The sequence below is a fragment of the Maritimibacter sp. 55A14 genome (assembly GCF_003122205.1).
Classification (GTDB): domain Bacteria; phylum Pseudomonadota; class Alphaproteobacteria; order Rhodobacterales; family Rhodobacteraceae; genus QEYE01.
On record NZ_QEYE01000012.1, the window covers coordinates 1 to 17,298 of the forward strand.

The window sequence follows — 17,298 nt, forward strand, 5'->3', positions numbered from 1 at the left end:
TAGACCAACGGGTGCCCCTTGACGAGGATTCCACCTTCCGGATACCCCTTGTTTCATTGAAGGGAAGCCCATCGAGGGTGCCTGTAACGGGAATAGAACCGGGAGCCACAGCAGCCCCCGGGCACCATTTTTCCGGCAGACATGATCCGGGGGATATCGGCCCGGCCTCATCCCGCAAGCGCGGCGGCGTAGCGGTCGCGCAGCGCGGCTTTCTGGACCTTTCCCATCGTGTTTCGCGGCAACTCGTCGACGACGATCAGCCGGCGCGGGCGCTTGAAGGCGGCCAGGGCAACCGCGATCCGCTCCTGCACCATGTCGAGATCGGGCGTCGCGCCCGGCTCGCAGACCAACAACGCCACCGGGCTTTCACCAAAATCGGGATGCGGCACGCCGATCACCGCGCTCTCCGCGATGCCGGGGACCGCGTCGATCACCTCCTCGATCTCCTTGGGGTAGATATTGTAGCCGCCGGAGATGATGAGGTCCTTGTTGCGTCCCACGATCGCGAGGTAGCCTTGCGCGTCGAAACGGCCCAGATCACCAGTGATGAAGAAGCCGTCCGGGCGCAACTCCTCGGCGGTCTTTTCGGGCATGTTCCAGTAGCCCCTGAAGACATTGGGCCCGCGCACCTCGATCTGCCCGACCGCGCCGTCGGGCAGCCGCGCGCCGGTCTGCGGATCGGTGATCTTGATTTCCACGCCGGGCAGCGGGAAGCCGACCGTGCCCGCGCGCCTTTCGCCGTCATAGGGGTTGGAGCTGTTCATGCCGGTCTCGGTCATGCCGTAGCGTTCCAGGATCCGGTGGCCGGTGCGCGTCTCGAACCGGCGATGGGTCTCGGCCAGAAGCGGGGCGGAGCCGGACACGAAGAGCCGCATATGCGTGGTCAGGTCGCGGTCGAAGCGGGGATCGGCCAGCAGGCGCGTATAGAAGGTCGGCACGCCCATCATCGCAGTGGCCCGCGGCAAATGCGCAATGATCGTGTCGAGATCGAAACCCGGCAGGAAGATCATCGCGCCACCCGCGGCCAGCGTGACATTGACCGCGACGAAAAGCCCGTGGGTGTGGAATATCGGCAGGGCGTGGAGCAGCACGTCACCCGCGCCGAAGCGCCAGCAGTCCGTCAGCGTCAGCGCGTTCGACAGCAGGTTCTCCTGTGTGAGCATCGCGCCCTTGGAGCGCCCGGTCGTCCCCGAGGTATAGAGAAGCGCCGCCAGATCGTCCCGGCCACGCGCCACGGTGGCGAAATCCGTGGGCATCGCCGCCGCCATTTCCGCCAGCGTTCCGCCGCCATCGGCGCCGAGCGTCTCCAGCCGGGCGCCAGTGCGGGCTGCTATGCCGGCCAGCGCCTCGGCCCCTCCGGGATCGCAGACGAAGAGCCGCGCGCCGCTGTCCTCGACGAAGTAACCCACCTCACCGGCCATGTACGCGGTATTGAGCGGCAGCAGGACAAGCCCCGCCTGCACGCAGGCCGCGTAGAGCGCCAGCGCTTCGGCCGATTTCGCGACCTGCACCGCGACCCTGTCGCCGGGGGCGAGCCCGAACCCGGCCAGCGCATTCGCGACGCGCCCGGCGAGGTCGAGGAACGCCGCATGGCTCAGGCTGCGTCCGTCCGCGAGATGAAGGAATGGCGTCGGCTTCCCGGCATGGGGCGCAAAAAGCGTGTCGTAAAGAGGATTTGCCATCGGCCCGCTCCCATATCCCGCCCCGAGCCGCGGCCGCGCACGGGGGCAATGACGGCCCGCACCCCGAACCTGTCCGTCCGGGGCGCGGCTCCGTCCTGCTTTTGCGAAATCCCGGCGCGATCGTAAAGGGCGTTGACCCTCGCGCGACCCACGCGGCGGCCTCAGGCGTTCAGCCGGATGTCGAGTTCAATCTCGGCGTCAAGTACCTTCGAGACCGGGCAGCCTTCCTTGGCCCCTTCCGCGATCCGGTCAAACTCCGCCTGGTCGATGCCCGGCACATGTGCATCGGCGTCGAGATGGATGCGGGTGATGGCGAAACCGCCATCGGCCTCGTCCAGTTGCACGGTGGCCTTGGTGGAGACGCTCTTGGGATCATGCCCCGCCTGCGCAAGTTCGTGGCTGAGCGCCATCGAGAAGCAGCCTGCATGGGCGGCGGCGATCAACTCCTCCGGGTTGGTGCCGTTGACACCGTCCTCAAAGCGGGTCCGGAAGGAATAGCGCGCGTCGTCCAGCACGCCGCTGGGTGTCGAGATGGTTCCGGCGCCCGATGCGAGATCCCCGTTCCAGATTGCGGATGCGTTGCGTTTCATGTCTCTCCGTCCTTTCTGTCCGTCGGATCGTGAAGGAAGCCGGCGCCGTCCGTGCCCCGCGGCGTGGTCTGCGGCTTTCCCGGCCCCTGCCCCTCCAGATGGAGCCGCGAGGCGCGATTTCAACGCGCGCCCCGCCGCGCCGGCCCTGTCGCACCACCGTCGCAAGCGTGTAACATCCCGCTGGCATCACCGCGCGGAGACGGAGGCCCGATGACGGTTTTCAGACGCTATGCAGTCTATTTCGCCCCGCCCGCCGGGAGCCCGCTTGCGCATCTGGGCGCGGCCTGGCTGGGGCATTGCCGGATGGCGGCGCGGCACCCGCGCCTCCGGCGCCACCCGGCCTGCCCCGGCCGCTGGCCGAGGTCACGGCAACCCCGCGCCGCTACGGGTTCCATGCCACGCTGAAGCCGCCCTTCCGACTGGCCGCCTGGCGCAGCCCCGCGCAGCTTGAACTGTCGCTCGCCGCGCTGGCCCGCAGGCACGCGCCCGTCGACCTGCCCGGCCTCCGCGTCGCCTCGGTCGGGCGGTTTCTGGCTCTCTTGCCGCGCGCGCCCTGCCCCGCGCTCAACGCGCTGGCGCACGACTGCGTCGCCGCGCCGGAGCCTTTTCGCGCACCCCCCGACGCGGTGGAGCTCGGCCGCCGGCGGACCGCAGGCCTCACACCCCGGCAGGAGGAGATGCTCCAACGCTGGGGCTACCCTTACGTGATGGCGGAGTTCCGCTTCCACATCACCCTTACAGGGCCGCTGGAGCGGGCGGAGATCGAGCCCCTGCGCCGGGCCGCGGCGGCGCATTTCGCCCCGGTCCTTGCAGAGCCGCATCCGGTGCGCGAGATCTGCCTTTTCGGCGAGGATGCGGAGGGGTTTTTCCGGCTTCTCCACCGGACCCCGCTCGGCCACGGCGGTTGACCGGGCAGGCCGGTCAGAACCAGCCCTTGCGCTTGAAATAGACCAGCGGGATCACCGCCGAGAGCACCATCGCCCCCAGCGCCGCGGGATAACCGTAGCGCGTTCCGAGCTCCGGCATGACCTGGAAATTCATCCCGTAGATCGAGGCGATGAGAGTCGGCGGCAGGAAGACCACCGCGGCGACCGAGAATATCTTGATGATCGCGTTCTGCTCGATATTGATCAACCCCAGCGTCGCGTCCAGCAGGAAGGCGGCCTTCTGTTGCAGGAATGCCGTCTGTTCGGTAATCGTGCGCACGTCGCGCTGCTGACTCTTCAGCGCGGCGCGGAAGGCGCGGCGATGCTCGCCGGCGTCCGAGACCGTCAGCAGGAATCCCAGCATCCGATCCACCGTCAGCAGGCTCTCGGAGAGCTGCATGACAAGCGTGTCGGTCTGGCCGATCCGGCGCAGGGTCTCGCGGTGGTCGATTTTCTCGGCCGCCTCTGGGCGAAACACGCCGCGGGACGTTCTGTCGATCTCCCCGCCCGCCATTTCGGTGATGTCGGCCAGCCGGTCGATGATCTCCTCCAGCAGCCCCATCAGGACCGCCTCGGCACTACGGCAGCCCAGCGACGCCCTCCCGGCGCGCGGCGGGAAGGTCTCGAAGGGGCGCGGGCCGTGATGGCGGATCGTGACAAGCTGATCCTTCGTCAGGATGAATGTCACAGGCCCGATCTCGGCCTCGCCGCTGGCGCTGCGCGCGGGCAGGAGCACCGTCATCACCGGCAGGCCGTTGTCGAGATAAAGCCGCGAGGACTGCTCGATCTCTTCCTGGTCGGCCAGGCTCGGGATCGCGGCGCCGTAACGCGCCGAGAGCGCCGCGCGCTCGTCATCCGTCGGCTCCACCAGGTCGAGCCAGATCGCCTCCTCCGGGGCGATGCCGTCGCGCACCGCCAGCCCCGGCCCCATTGCGATATACTTGAGGATCATCCGGCGGCCTCCCTGCTGCTGCCCCCTCTTGCTAGCGCCTCACGGCGTATCCGGCCAGTGCCGCGACGCGCGGGCGGCGCGCGCCAGTCAGCCCTTCGACAACCGCAGCAGCGCCGCGCCCGCCAGCGTCATCGCCGTGGCCACGACCTTCATCAGGTTCAGCCGCTCGCCCAGGAAGGCCACGCCGATCAGCAGTGCAAAGACGATGCTCGTCTCGCGCAGGGCCGTGACCAGCGCGATCGGCGCCAGGGTGAAGGCGTGGACGACCAGCGCATAGGCGGTGAAGGATGCGCCGCCGCCGACCAGCAGCACCCGCGCCTCGCGCAGCGCCGCAGTGATCAGCGCCGGTCGCCAGAACGCCGCCAGCCCCGCGCAGGCCAGCGCGTTCAGAACAGCCAGCGCGCCGTAGAAACCCAACGCAGTACCCGCCACCCGCGCGCCGATGCCATCATTGAGCGAATAGGAGGCGATGAACCCGCCGGTCACCAGCGCCAGTGCCGCGGCCTTGCCCTGGAAAATCCCGTCGGCCCGCCGCACCAGACTGATCGAGGCGATCCCGATCGCGATCATGGCGATGGCCAGCAATTCCAGCGCGGTGAAGGCGACCCCCAGGATCAGCGCCGAGCCGCCGGCCACCAGCAGCGGCGAGACGCCGCGAGCGATCGGATAGACCTGCGTAAGATCGCCCAGCCGGTAGGCCGCCACGAGAAAGGTCTGATACCCCAGATGCAGGATCAGCCCGCCCAGAAGCCAGGGCCAGCAGGCCGGATTAGGCAGCGGCGCAACGCCCATCCCGGCGAGCCCCGCCAAACCCTGCCCCAGCACCACAGCCAGCATCGCCACTGTCTTGTCCGCACCGCTCTTGACCAGCGCATTCCAGACCGCGTGCAGCAGCGCAGCCAGCAGAACGATGGCGAAGACCCCGGCGCTCAACGTTGCGGCCCCCGGCCCTGCGCATACCGCGCAAGCCGCTGCGCCAGCGTGCCTGTGTGCAACTCGAACAGGTGGTTGTCGGGCCCGTAGAAATAAATCGAGCGGCCCTCGCCATCGACGCGCGGGCGGGGCGGGCGAAGTTCGAGGCCCAGCGCCTCGATCCGGGCCAGTTTCGCGTCGTACTCGCCCTCGCCTATCCGAAAGGCCACGTGGTTGTAGCTGCGCGCGGGCAGCGGCGGCCCCCGCATGACCGCCACCCAGACATCGCCCACCATAAAGAAACGCTCTTCGGAGACGGAAAAGGTCTCCAATCCGCTGTCATAGACGCAGCGCGCGTCCAGCACCTGTTCGAGCACGTCCCGCATCCGGTCCGGATCGGCGCTGATGAAGGTGACATGCGACAGCCCGCTGCTCAACGTGCCTGTCCGCTCATCCGCATTTGCTGAAGCCGCAATCGGCGCAGGTCATGCAGCCTTCGATCATCCGCATCTCGTAGCTGCCGCAGCTCGAACAGGCCGGACCGCGCGGCAGGCCCGCGCCCGGCGCGGGGATGCCGTGCGGGTCGGATTTCAGCCCCGCCCCGGCGGCGTCGATGAAGCCGATGGCGATCAGGTGTTCCTCGATCACCCCGCCGATGGCCGCCAGGATCGAGGGGATGTATTTGCCCTGCACCCAGGCGCCGCCGCGCGGGTCGAAGACGGCTTTCAGTTCCTCCACCACGAAGGACACGTCGCCGCCGCGCCGGAACACCGCCGAGATCATCCGCGTCAGCGCCACCGTCCAGGCGAAATGCTCCATGTTCTTGGAGTTGATGAAGACCTCGAAGGGCCGGCGATGCCCGTTCACGATGATATCGTTGATGGTGATGTAGATCGCGTGTTCCGAGCCGGGCCACTTGATCTTGTAGGTCAGCCCGTCCAGCGCCTCGGGCCGGTCGAGCGGTTCGGAGATATAGACCACGTCGCCATGCGGGGTGGCGGGTACGGAGTCGCTTAGAGCGACGACCTCGCGCGGCGCTGCATCGTCGAGAAGGGCGGCAATCTCTACATCCAGAGCCTTTGCGAGCGCCAGGATTGTATCGGCTCCGGGGGTCTTGGTGCGCCTCTCCAGAATATCGGTGATGGCGCGCGGCTTCAGCCCGGCCTTCTTCGACAGCGCGGCTGCCTTCAATCGCTTTTTCTTCATCAGCGCGGAGAGGCGCGTGGCCAGGTCCGTGGGCTTCACCTCAGCCACGCTCAGCACGCTCCCCGTCACCGCGTTGGGGCGGTAGGTCGTGCAGCCCTTGCAACCCGAGTCCCAGGCCTGCATGTAGACGTCCTTGAACGCCTCGAAACCGATATCCTCGGGGCAGTTGATGGTCTTGGAGATCGACGAATCCACCCATTTCTGCGCCGCCGCCTGCATCTTCACATGCTCCAGCGGCGCCAGGGTCTGGGCGTTCACGAAATACTCCGGCAGTTCCAGGTCGCCGAATTTCTCGTGCCAGATCCGGACCGCGTAGTCTTCCACCTCCTCCTCGGTGCGGGAGCCGTCCTTCTGAAGCACCTTGCGGGTGTAGGTGTAGGCAAAGACCGGCTCGATCCCCGACGAGACATTGCCGGCATAGAGGCTGATCGTGCCGGTGGGCGCGATCGAGGTCAGCAGCGCGTTGCGGATGCCGTGCCGGGCGATGGCGTCGCGTACATCCGCATCCATATGGGTCAGCGATCCGCTGGCCAGGTATTTCTCCGCATCGAAGAGCGGGAACGCCCCCTTCTCGCGCGCCAGATCGGCCGAGGCCAGGTAGGCGCTGCGCGCCAGCCGCTTCAGCCAGGCCTCGGTCTGCGCCGCCGCCTCGTCGGAGCCATAGCGCAGCCCAAGCATCAGCAGCGCATCCGCCAGCCCGGTCACACCCAGCCCGATGCGCCGCTTGTTGCGCGCCTCCTCGGCCTGCTGCGGCAGCGGGAAGCGCGAGACATCCACGACATTGTCCATCATCCGCACCGCCACGCGCACCAGATCGTCGAGCGCATCGTCGTCCAGCGCGGCGGCCTCGCCGAACGGGTCAGTCACGAGCCGCGCCAGGTTGATCGAGCCCAGGAGGCAGGCGCCATAGGGCGGCAGGGGCTGCTCGCCACAGGGGTTCGTGGCCGCGATCGTCTCGCAATAGGCCAGGTTGTTCATCGCGTTGATCCGGTCGATGAAGATCACGCCGGGCTCGGCATAATCGTAGGTCGCGCGCATGATCCGGTCCCACAGCACCCGCGCCTCGACCGTGTGATAGACCCGCCCGCCGAATGTCAGGTCCCATGATCCGTCGGCCTTCACCGCGTCCATGAAATCGTCCGTCACGAGAACCGAGAGGTTGAACATCCGCAGCCGCGCCGCGTCCTGCTTGGCGGTGATGAAATCCTCGATATCGGGATGGTCGCAGCGCATCGTTGCCATCATTGCCCCGCGGCGCGACCCCGCCGACATGATGGTGCGGCACATAGCGTCCCACACATCCATGAAGGACAGCGGCCCCGACGCATCCGCCGCCACGCCATGCACCGGCGCGCCCTTGGGACGGATGGTGGAGAAGTCGTAGCCGATTCCACCACCCTGCTGCATGGTCAGCGCGGCTTCCTTGAGCATGTCGAAAATGCCCGCCATGCTGTCGGGCACCGTGCCCATCACGAAACAGTTGAAGAGCGTGACGTCCCGCGCCGTTCCCGCGCCCGCGGTGATCCGGCCCGCCGGCAGGAAGCGGAAATCCTCCAGCGCGGCATAGAAGCGGTCTTCCCACTCCTCCGGCGCGTCCTCGACAACGGCCAGGGCCCGCGCGATCCGCCGCCAGCTATCCTCGACCGTCTGGTCGACCGGAGTGCCGTCCGCCTGCTTCAGGCGGTATTTCATATCCCATATCTGCTCGGCGATGGGGGCGGAAAATGCAGTCATCCAGCAGATCCTCATAGGCGTCAGAGAAGGTCTTCCAGACTAAGCTTTTCAAGGTGCAAGCGCAAGAAATAGGTCGCCGTCGCACCGTCCTACCATTATATTGATTCCTTGATGGCCTGTTCACATATCAACCTGCTGAAACTCTGCGTCGGCACCGAAACCGTGGAAGACCTGGCGCGCTGGCAGGCGGGCCGCGCCGCGACGAACCCGCATGGCCTGCCCCGGCACGTCACGCGGATGTGGCCGAAACGCGCCGACGAATTGCTGGATGGCGGGTCGCTCTACTGGGTGATCAAGGGCGTGATCCAGGCCCGCCAGCGGGTGATCCGGCTGGACGAGGTGATCGGCGAGGACGGCATCCGCCGCTGCGGCATCGTGCTGGGCGCCGAGATCGTCCGCACCGAGGCCGCCGCCCGGCGCCCGTTCCAGGGCTGGCGCTATCTCAAGCCGCAAGACGCGCCGCGCGACCTGCCGAAAACCCGCACGCGGGAGGAGGCGTTACCGCCCGCGCTGGCCACCGCGCTGGCCGAGATCGGGGTGCGCTGAGCCGTTTTCGACACGCGATCGCCGCAGGTCGGTGCGTGTCAGCCCGGCGGCAGGCCCAGCGTCTTCATCAGCGCCCGGAAATTGCGCGCCTTGGTCCCCGACCAGTCGGCGTCGCGCGCGCGGAAGAGCGTCGCCTGGCTTCGCAGCACCGGCCCGTCGCCCAGCACCTTCAAGTGGTTGGCGCGCAGCGTCTCGCCCGACGAGGTGATGTCGGCGATCGCCTCGGCCGTCTCGTTGGCCACAGTCCCTTCGGTCGCGCCCTGGCTGTCCACGAGTTGGTAATCGGCCACCCCATGCGCGCGCAGATAGTCGCGCACCAGCCGGTGATACTTCGTGGCGATGCGCAGGCGGTGGCCGTGACGGGCGCGGAACGCCGCCGCCGCCGCGTCCAGATCGTCGAGCGTATCTACATCGACCCAGGCCGCGGGCACCGCAAGCACCAGGTCGGCGAAGCCGAAGCCCAGCGGCGTGATCTCCTCCACCCGCGCGGCCCAGCCGGCGATCTTCTCGCGCACCAGGTCGGTGCCCGTCACCCCCAGATGGATGCGCCCGGTGGCCAGTTCCCTCGGGATCTCTCCGGCCGAGAGCAGCACCAGCGACACGCCAGCCGCACCCTCGACCGCGCCGGCATATTCGCGCTCCGATCCTGTGCGCCGCATCTGCACGCCGCGCGCGGCGAACCAGTCGAAGGTCTGTTCCATCAGACGCCCCTTGGAGGGCAGTCCCAGCTTGATCGTCATCGCCCCGCCTCCAGCACTTCCGCGGGTCGGATCACGCCGCCCACCGCCTGGATCTCGCGTCCCTGTCCCAGAACGCGGGTCAGCGCGTCGTAGCGCCCGCCGGTGGCCACCGGCGCGCGACCTGTGCCGTTCCCGCCGAAGCCGAAGACAAAGCCGTCATAATATTCCAGCGCGGTGCGGCCATAGCTGGCCTCGAAACCCAGCGCACCAGCCGCAACACCGCGCGCGGCCAGCGCGTCGCGGCGCGCCGCCAGGCGGTCCAGCGCGGGGGTGAGCGCGGGCATCCCGGCGGCCAGCGTCTCCAGCGCGCGCAACGCCTCGTCCATCGTACCGCGAAGCGCCAGGATACGCTCGATCACGTCGCGTTCCGCTTCGGGCACGGGCGGCTCGGCGGCATCGGCGCGCAACGCCTCGATCCGCGCCGCGATCTCCTCCGAGCCGCGCAGCCCGATCACCGGGCCTGCCGCCGCGATCAGCGCCTCGGCGCCGACCTCCTCGGCCGCGGCCAGAAGTGCGGTGCGCGTGGCCGGGGGCGCGCTGCGCCCGCCGAACCTGTCCAGCAGCGCGCGGAACCGCCGGGGCCGCCAGATATGGCGCATCAGCGCGGCCTTCCGCCGGGCGGTCGTCGAGAGCCCCGCCACCGCGGCAGTCAGCACACCGATATCGCCGGTGGAGGCCGTCAGCCCCAGCGGCGCCAGCGTCTCGGCAAAGAGCGCGAAGACCTCGGCATCGGCCGCCGCCGGGTCGGCGCCGTCAAAGACCTCGTAGCCCACCTGCATGTATTCGCAGGCGCGGTCGCTCTCCTCCTCCTGCATGCGGAAGACGGGGCCGGCATAGGCATAGCGCGCGGGCTCCGCCCCTTCGGCCATGTGCATCTGCACCACCGGCACGGTGAAGTCGGGGCGCAGCATCATCTCGCCCCGGACGGGATCGCGGGTGGTGTAGGCGCGGGCGCGGATATCCTCGCCATAGAGATCGAGCAGCGTGCCCGCCGGTTGCAGCAGGTCGGCCTCCACCTGCACGGCCCCGGCCGCGGTGAAGACCGCCAGCAGCCGCTCGGCCTCGGCGCGTTCGGCAAGGCGCGCGGCGCTGACCATCAGGCGGTCCCTTTGTCCAGTAACCGCCGCACCGCCGCCACCAGATCCCCGCGCGAGACCTCGAACTGCGCAGGCTGGCTCTTCCATTCCTCCAGGCTGGCCTCGGCGGCGATCTTCGCGCCCAGCACCAGGTCTTTGATCTGCACGACGCCCTGCTCGCGCTCGCTCTCGCCCTCGATGATGGCGATGGGGGAGCCGCGCTTGTCGGCGTATTTGAGCTGGTTGCCGAAGTTTTTCGGGTTGCCCAGATAGACCTCCGCCCGGATGCCGGCGGCACGCAACTCCGCCGCCATCTTCTGATAGTCGGCCATCCGGTCGCGGTCCATCACGGTGACGACAACCGGCCCCGGCGCGTCACCCCCCGCGCGGCCCTTGGCGCGCAGCGCGGCCAGCAGCCGGTCCACCCCGATGGAGATGCCCGTCGCCGGAACCGCCTGCCCGGTGAAGCGCTTGACCAGATCGTCATAGCGCCCGCCGCCCGCGACCGAGCCGAACTGGCGCGGGTTGCCCTTCTCGTCGGAGAACTCGAAGGTGAGTTCCGCCTCGAAGACCGGGCCGGTGTAGTAGCCGAGGCCGCGCACGACGGAGGGGTCGATGACGATGCGGTCGGCGCCGTAGCCTTGTGCCGCCAGGAGCTCGGCGATCTGTTCGAGTTCGGTAACGCCGTCCTCGCCTTGTGGCGATCCTTCAACGAGTTCTCGCAGGTTCGCCACCGTTGCCGAGTTGTCTTCAGCTTTCGCCCCAAGGAACTTTACCAAACTCTCGACTACTAACGGCGGCATTCTCAATCCGGGGATGAAAGCGCCCGAAGCATCCGTCCTGCCGTCTGTAAGTAGTTCGGTAACACCCGCGACGCCGACTTTGTCAAACTTGTCGAGAGTTCGCATGATGTCGTCAGCAATTTCATACGCTCTTCGCTCTCCAACGTTCATGGCCTTCTCAACGACGGCGGGATCACCCTCCCGTTGTTCAGGTGCGAAGACACGGCCCATTACCTTGTCGATGATCCCGTTCAGAACCTTCCGGTTGTTCACCCGGATGAGGTAGTCGCCGCGCTCGATCCCGACCGCCTCCAGCGCATCCGCCAGCATGGCGCACATCTCGGCATCCGCCGCCATGCTGGCAGACCCTACCGTATCCGCATCGCATTGATAGAACTGCCGGAACCGCCCCGGCCCCGGCTTCTCGTTGCGCCAGACCGGGCCCATCGCGTAGCGACGATAGGGCGCGGGCAGGTCGTTGCGGTGCTGCGCGGCCACCCGCGCTAGCGGCGCGGTCAGGTCGTAGCGCAGCGCAAGCCAGTCGCTGTCGTCATCCTCCTGCCAGGCGAAGACGCCCTCATTGGGGCGGTCCACGTCGGGCAGGAACTTGCCCAGCGCCTCGACGGTCTCGACGGCCGGGCTCTCCAGTGGATCGAACCCGTAGCGATGATAGACCGCCGCGATTTTGCGCAACATCGCATCGCGTTCGGTCACCTCGGCGCCGAAATAATCCCGAAAGCCCTTCGGCGCCTCGGCCCGCGGCCGCCGCTGTTTCAGCTTCTTGTCCTTCGCCATGTCGCCTTCGCCCCTGCGCGCAATGATCCCGCGCGTCCTAGCCCATGCCCGGTTGGACGGCAAGCCGGACAGGCCCGACAGGGCCCAATCCGCTTCGCACTGGCATTCGGCCGGGCGCGCGGCTATGTGGCAGGCGGGAGGACCGCATGGACGACGACCGCAACCTGAAGCTGGAAGAGCGCATCGCGCATCTGGAACGCGCGCTGGAGGAGATGTCCGACACCGCGCTGCGCCAGGAGCGAGAAATCGAGCGCCTGTCGCGCCGGGTGGAGCTTCTGCTGGCGCGCGAGGCCGAGCGCGAGACCGATCAGGGCGGCACCGTCCCGCTGGCGGACTGGACCCCGCCGCACTGGTAAGCGCGGCTCAGGCCAGCAGCGCGTCCTCGAAGGGAAAGCGCGACAGCAGTTCCACCCCGGTCTCGGTGACCAGGACCTGCTGTTCCAGTTTCACGCCCTCGGCGCCGCCGTCCTCGCCAATATAGCTTTCCACGCAGAGCGTCATGCCGGGGCGGATTTCCCCGTCATAGCCGGCATCCGGGAAATCGCCGCGATGGTACAGATATGGGTACTCCCCCGTCATGCCCACGCCATGCGCCGAGAGGTAGTAACGGTTGGCGTGGTATTTCTCCGGAATGTTCCAGGCCGCATCGGCATAGTCGCGAAAGCTCATCCCCGGCGCCAGGATGCCCATGTTGTGATGCACCTGTTCATGCGCCAGCTTGTAAAGCTCGCGCTGTTGGGCTGACGGGCGACCGGGCCCGGAATGGAACGTTCGCGAGAAATCCGCGTAATAGCCGTGACACCCCACCACATCGGTATCGAGCGCGATCAGCTCGTCCGGTTCGATCACCTTGGGCGAGGCCTCCTGAAACCACGGGTTGGTGCGCGCGCCGGCATTGAGCAGCCGGGTTTCCACGTAATCGCCGTTCTGCGCGATCACCGACTGGTGCAGCACCGACCAGAGCTGCGTCTCGGTCAGTCCGGGGCGGATCGCATCGCGCAGATGGCCCACGGCGGTCTCGGTCGCCCGGAGCGAGGCGTTCACGCATTTCATCTCCTCCGGAGACTTGATCGCGCGAGCCATCTCCACCGGCTCCTGCGCATCGACCAGCGTCAGGCCCTGCGCCTGCAAGGCGAGTGCGGTGCCGGCGTTGAGCCGTTCCAGCCCGACGGTCGCGCCGCGGCCCACGAGCGTGTGGATCAGATCGGCCATTTCCGCCGCCCACGCGCGTTCGCGCTCGGCGATATGCGGCCCCGCGGCAACGAAACTGGCGGTCCTGGCAGGCCGCACCTCGTCCACTGTCTCGAACCCCGATGCCAGATGCAGGCAGCCTGTGAATTCAAAGAGGATGGAGCGCTCGGCGGTGAGCAGCAGGTAACGCGACGGCGCGTTGCGCATCGAAAAGACCTGCATGTTCCGAGTGCCGGTGGCATACCGGATATTAACCGGGTCGCTCAGGATGACCGCGCCGATACCGCGCTGCGCCATTTCGTGGCGAACCCGCGCCTGCCGGTAACGGCGCACCGCCACAAGGTCTATGCCGGCGTCATCCGGCGCCCGGTCCAGCAGGGCGAGATTCTGCAAATCGCTGCGTTCGGCGTGCCAGTCCAGTTCGGCCATATCCGGTGTCTCCTGTCTTGACGGCAAGTCTCCCCGATCCCGAACCGCAACAAAAGACTGGAAATTCTCTTCGCAATGGAAAACCAGTGGTCATGACGGGATTTCGCAAGGATTTGCCATCCCCGATGGCGACGGCGATTTTCCCGGCAACCGCGCTGCCCGACTCAGAATTCCTCGACGGTCACCACGCCGGCCAGGCTCTTGATTGCGCCCCGGACCTGCGGCGTGACGGGGAACTCGTCGGGCAGCGTGACCTCCACCTCGCCCGGCAGGTCGGGCGCCATGAGGCAGAGCGCGACCGGCCCACGCCCGCGCGGCCCCGCGGCCTCGGCGCGGGCGCGGTCCAGCACCCGCGCGACGGTCTCCAGCGCGGCCTCGCGGTCGAGATAGACGCGCATTCCCGCCGCGCCCGCATCGGCCACGACCCCGTCAACGGGCTGCACCCCGCGCGCCAGCAGCTTGAGCTGCTCGGATTCCAGCGTCGCCTCGACCGAGAGCACCACGTTGGTCCCCGGCTCCAGATGGTCGCGCGCCGCCTCCAGCGTGTCGGAGAAGACCGTGACCTCGTAGAGCCCCGACGGGTCCGAAAGCTGCACGAAGGCGAAGCGGTTGCCGCGGGCCGACTTGCGTTCCTGCCGGGCGGACACGGCGCCCGCCAGCTTGACCGCGGCAGGCCCGGCGGCGACCTTCCTCTCCACCTCCGCCAGCGTCATGACGCCCTTGCGCCGAAGCGCGGGCATGTAGTCGTCCAGCGGATGGCCGGACAGGTAGAAGCCCACCGCCTGATGCTCTGCCGCCAGCCGCTCGGCCGGCATCCAGTCCTCCGGGTCCGGGAGGCGCGGCTTGGGCAGTGCCTCGCCCCCGTCCCCGAACAGCGAGACCTGCGCCGAGCTGCGGTCCTCGTGCACCGCTGCGGAATAACCGGTCAGCGCGTCGAGCCCGGCGAAGACCCGCGCGCGGTTGCGGTCGAGCGCATCGAAAGCCCCGGCGCGCGCCAGCATCTCCAGCGACCGCTTGCCGATGCGCTTCAGATCGACCCGGTCGGCGAAATCGAAAAGGTCGCGGAACGGCCGCTCGCCGCCCTCGGTACGCCGTGCCGCGACGATCATGCGCATCGCCTCCACGCCCACGTTCTTCAGCCCGCCCAGCGCATAGACGATCTCGCCGTCGCGCACGGTGAACATCGCTTCCGAGCGGTTGACGCAGGGCGGCACCAGCCCGATGCCCAGCCGGTCGACTTCGCGCTTGTAGATGTTGAGCTTGTCGGTCAGGTGGATGTCGCAGTTCATCACCGCGGCCATGAATTCCACCGGGTGGTTGGCCTTGAGCCAGGCCGTCTGGTAGCTGACCACCGCATAGGCCGCGGCGTGAGACTTGTTGAAGCCGTAATTGGCGAATTTCTCCAGCAGGTTCCAGACTTCCAGCGCCTTCGCGTCATCGACCCCGTTCGCCTTCGCCCCCTCGATGAACTTGGGACGTTCGGCGTCCATCGCCTCCTTGATCTTCTTGCCCATGGCGCGGCGCAGCAGATCGGCGCCGCCCAGCGTGTAGCCCGCCATTTCCTGGGCGATCTGCATCACCTGTTCCTGGTAGACGATGATGCCCTGGGTCTCGTCCAGGATATGGTCGATACTGGGATGCAGCCGGTCGCGTTCGCTGAGGTCGTTCTTGACCTCGCAATATTTCGGGATGTTCTCCATCGGGCCGGGACGGTAGAGCGCCACCAGCGCCACGATATCCTCGATGCAAGTGGGCTTCATGCGCCTGAGCGCATCCATCATACCCGAGCTTTCCACCTGGAACACCGCCACCGTCTTGGCGCTGGCGTAAAGCTCGTAGGTCTTCGCATCGTCGAGCGGGATCATCCCCGGATCGACGTCCACGCCCCGGAGCCTGAGCAGATCGACCGCGTTCTGGATCACGGTCAGCGTCTTGAGGCCGAGGAAGTCGAACTTCACCAGCCCCGCCTGCTCCACCCATTTCATGTTGAACTGCGTGGCCGGCATGTCCGAGCGCGGATCCTGGTAGAGCGGGACCAACTCGTCGAGCGGCCGGTCGCCGATCACGACGCCCGCCGCATGGGTCGAGGCGTTGCGCAAGAGCCCCTCCACCCGCTGCGCGTAGTCGAGCATGCGGCCCACCACCTCCTCGCCCCGCGCCTCGTCGCGCAGGCGCGGCTCGTCGGCCAGCGCCTTGCCGATGGAGACGGGCTTCACCCCCTCCACCGGAATGAGTTTCGACAGCCGGTCCACCTGGCCATACGGCATCTGCAGGACACGCCCCACGTCGCGCACCGCCGCCTTGCTGAGGAGCGCGCCGAAGGTGATGATCTGCGCCACCTTCTCGCGGCCGTATTTGCGCTGGACGTATTCGATCACCTCCTCGCGGCGGTCCATGCAGAAGTCGATGTCGAAGTCCGGCATACTCACCCGCTCGGGGTTCAGGAAGCGCTCGAAGAGCAGGCTGTAGCGCAGCGGGTCCAGATCGGTGATGGTCAGCGCATAGGCCACGAGGCTGCCCGCGCCCGAGCCGCGCCCAGGCCCCACCGGAATGTCGTGCTCCTTGGCCCATTTGATGAAATCGGCGACGATCAGGAAATAGCCGGGGAACCCCATCCCCTCGATGATGCCAAGCTCGAATTCGAGGCGCTTTTCGTAGTCCTCCACGCTGGCGGCATGGGGGATGACCTCCAGCCGCCGGGCCAGCCCCTCGCGGGCCTGCCGACGCAACTCGTCGACCTCGTCCTCGGCGAAGCGCGGCAGGATCGGGTCGCGCGTCTCCACCCGGAAGGCGCAGCGCCGGGCGATCTCGACGGTGTTTTCCACGGCCTCCGGCAGGTCGGCGAACAGCGCGGCCATCTCCTCCGGCGACTTGAAGGAATGCTGCGGCGTCAGCATCCGCCGCGGCCCCGCCTGGTCCACATAGGCCCCCTCGGCGATGCAGATCAGCGCGTCATGCGCCTCGTACACCTCCGGATCGGGGAAATAGACGTCGTTGGTCGCCACAAGCGGCAGATCGGCGCCATAGGCGATCTCGACGAAACCCGGTTCGGTCTCGGCCTCCGCGGCGGTGCGCGGCCCGTCGCCGCCGGGATGGCGCTGCACCTCGATGTAAAGCCGGTCGGCGAAGGCCCGCGCGAGCCGCGCCACCAGCGCCTCGGCGCGGTCCCGGTGCCCGCCCCGCAAGAGCCGCCCGACCGGCCCTTCCGCCCCGCCGGTGAGGCAGATCAGCCCGTCGGCATGGCGCTCCAACTCCGCGGGCAGCAGCCTTGCCGCCTGCCCGTCGCGGCGCAGATGCAGGCAGGTGTTGAGCTTGAGCAGGTTCCGGTAGCCCGCCTCGTTCTGCGCCAGCAGCACGACCGGCGCCGGATCGGCGGCCCGCTCGCCGGGCTGGGGCTCCTCGTAATCGAGGCTCATCTGGCAGCCGACGATCGGCTGGATGCCCTCGCCCGCGGCCGCGACGGAAAATTCCAGCGCCGCGAAGAGATTGTTGGTGTCGGTCACGGCGACGGCCGGCATCCCCGCGGCGCGGCAGAGGCCCGCCAGCTTCTTGACCGGCACCGCACCTTCCAGAAGCGAATACTCGCTATGCAGGCGGAGATGGATGAATCGGGGCTGGATGCTCATGGGGGCACATTAGGTGGGCGCGCGCGGTGCGAAAAGCCCCCAATGCCGCACCTGCGCGGCAGGGCGGGAATTGCCCGCTCCCGATTGAAGGACTTTCAAGAAAACGCGGCC

Annotated in this window: 14 protein-coding genes; 3 read left to right on the forward strand and 11 right to left on the reverse strand. The window is 67.8% G+C overall.

Annotated elements, in window-relative coordinates; genetic code table 11:
• Positions 1-167: 167 nt before the first annotated feature.
• Both DDZ14_RS11530 and DDZ14_RS11535 read right to left on the reverse strand, forming a co-directional pair.
• A complete protein-coding gene (locus DDZ14_RS11530; protein ID WP_109425137.1) occupies positions 168-1,682 on the reverse strand; it encodes a malonyl-CoA synthase in 1,515 nt (504 codons plus the stop codon).
• Positions 1,683-1,843: 161 nt separating this feature from the next.
• On the reverse strand, positions 1,844-2,272 hold the full coding sequence (locus tag DDZ14_RS11535) for an OsmC family protein (RefSeq protein WP_109425138.1): 429 nt from the start codon (positions 2,270-2,272) through the stop codon (positions 1,844-1,846).
• Between the two features lie 296 nt (positions 2,273-2,568).
• Here DDZ14_RS11535 and DDZ14_RS11540 point away from each other — a divergent pair, with 296 nt between their 5' ends.
• Positions 2,569-3,180, forward strand: coding sequence for a DUF1045 domain-containing protein (locus DDZ14_RS11540; RefSeq protein ID WP_369914920.1), 612 nt, complete (start codon positions 2,569-2,571; stop codon positions 3,178-3,180).
• A gap of 13 nt (positions 3,181-3,193) precedes the next feature.
• Here the strand turns inward: DDZ14_RS11540 and DDZ14_RS11545 are convergent, their stop codons facing one another.
• From DDZ14_RS11545 to DDZ14_RS11560, 4 genes are all read right to left on the reverse strand, one after another.
• Positions 3,194-4,150 (reverse strand): magnesium transporter CorA family protein, encoded by a 957-nt coding sequence (locus tag DDZ14_RS11545; protein WP_109425139.1) that lies wholly within the window; start codon positions 4,148-4,150, stop codon positions 3,194-3,196.
• Between the two features lie 87 nt (positions 4,151-4,237).
• Positions 4,238-5,083, reverse strand: a complete 846-nt coding sequence (locus DDZ14_RS11550; RefSeq protein ID WP_109425140.1) for a DMT family transporter — start codon at positions 5,081-5,083, stop codon at positions 4,238-4,240.
• Positions 5,080-5,499 carry a FosX/FosE/FosI family fosfomycin resistance hydrolase gene (fosX, locus tag DDZ14_RS11555; protein WP_109425141.1) on the reverse strand — a complete coding sequence of 140 codons (420 nt, stop codon included), beginning with the start codon at positions 5,497-5,499 and terminating at the stop codon, positions 5,080-5,082. The genes DDZ14_RS11550 and fosX overlap by 4 nt, the downstream gene beginning before the upstream one ends.
• 13 nt (positions 5,500-5,512) lie before the next feature.
• Entirely contained in the window at positions 5,513-8,002 is a 2,490-nt protein-coding gene (locus DDZ14_RS11560; RefSeq protein ID WP_109425253.1) for an adenosylcobalamin-dependent ribonucleoside-diphosphate reductase, read from the reverse strand.
• Positions 8,003-8,113: 111 nt separating this feature from the next.
• Here DDZ14_RS11560 and DDZ14_RS11565 point away from each other — a divergent pair, with 111 nt between their 5' ends.
• A complete protein-coding gene (locus tag DDZ14_RS11565) occupies positions 8,114-8,548 on the forward strand; it encodes a DUF1489 family protein (protein WP_109425142.1) in 435 nt (144 codons plus the stop codon).
• A gap of 38 nt (positions 8,549-8,586) precedes the next feature.
• On the opposite strand, the gene hisG is transcribed toward DDZ14_RS11565, so the two are convergent.
• The 3 genes from hisG to hisS are packed head-to-tail and all read right to left on the reverse strand — an operon-like array spanning position 8,587 to position 11,941.
• Entirely contained in the window at positions 8,587-9,288 is a 702-nt protein-coding gene (gene hisG, locus DDZ14_RS11570; protein WP_109425143.1) for an ATP phosphoribosyltransferase, read from the reverse strand.
• Complete coding sequence (locus DDZ14_RS11575) at positions 9,285-10,385, reverse strand: ATP phosphoribosyltransferase regulatory subunit (RefSeq protein ID WP_109425144.1); 1,101 nt, start codon at positions 10,383-10,385, stop codon at positions 9,285-9,287. Before DDZ14_RS11575 ends, hisG begins: the two co-directional genes overlap by 4 nt.
• Entirely contained in the window at positions 10,385-11,941 is a 1,557-nt protein-coding gene (gene hisS / locus DDZ14_RS11580; RefSeq protein ID WP_109425145.1) for a histidine--tRNA ligase, read from the reverse strand. Before hisS ends, DDZ14_RS11575 begins: the two co-directional genes overlap by 1 nt.
• Positions 11,942-12,087: 146 nt before the next feature.
• On the opposite strand from hisS, the gene DDZ14_RS11585 reads away from it, so the two are divergent.
• Entirely contained in the window at positions 12,088-12,297 is a 210-nt protein-coding gene (locus DDZ14_RS11585) for a SlyX family protein (RefSeq protein WP_109425146.1), read from the forward strand.
• Between the two features lie 7 nt (positions 12,298-12,304).
• On the opposite strand, the gene DDZ14_RS11590 is transcribed toward DDZ14_RS11585, so the two are convergent.
• A complete protein-coding gene (locus DDZ14_RS11590; protein ID WP_109425147.1) occupies positions 12,305-13,561 on the reverse strand; it encodes a Xaa-Pro peptidase family protein in 1,257 nt (418 codons plus the stop codon).
• Positions 13,562-13,725: 164 nt separating this feature from the next.
• Positions 13,726-17,187: a DNA polymerase III subunit alpha gene (gene dnaE / locus DDZ14_RS11595; protein WP_109425148.1), complete on the reverse strand. Its 3,462-nt coding sequence runs from the start codon at positions 17,185-17,187 to the stop codon at positions 13,726-13,728.
• Between the last annotated feature and the right edge of the window lie 111 nt (positions 17,188-17,298).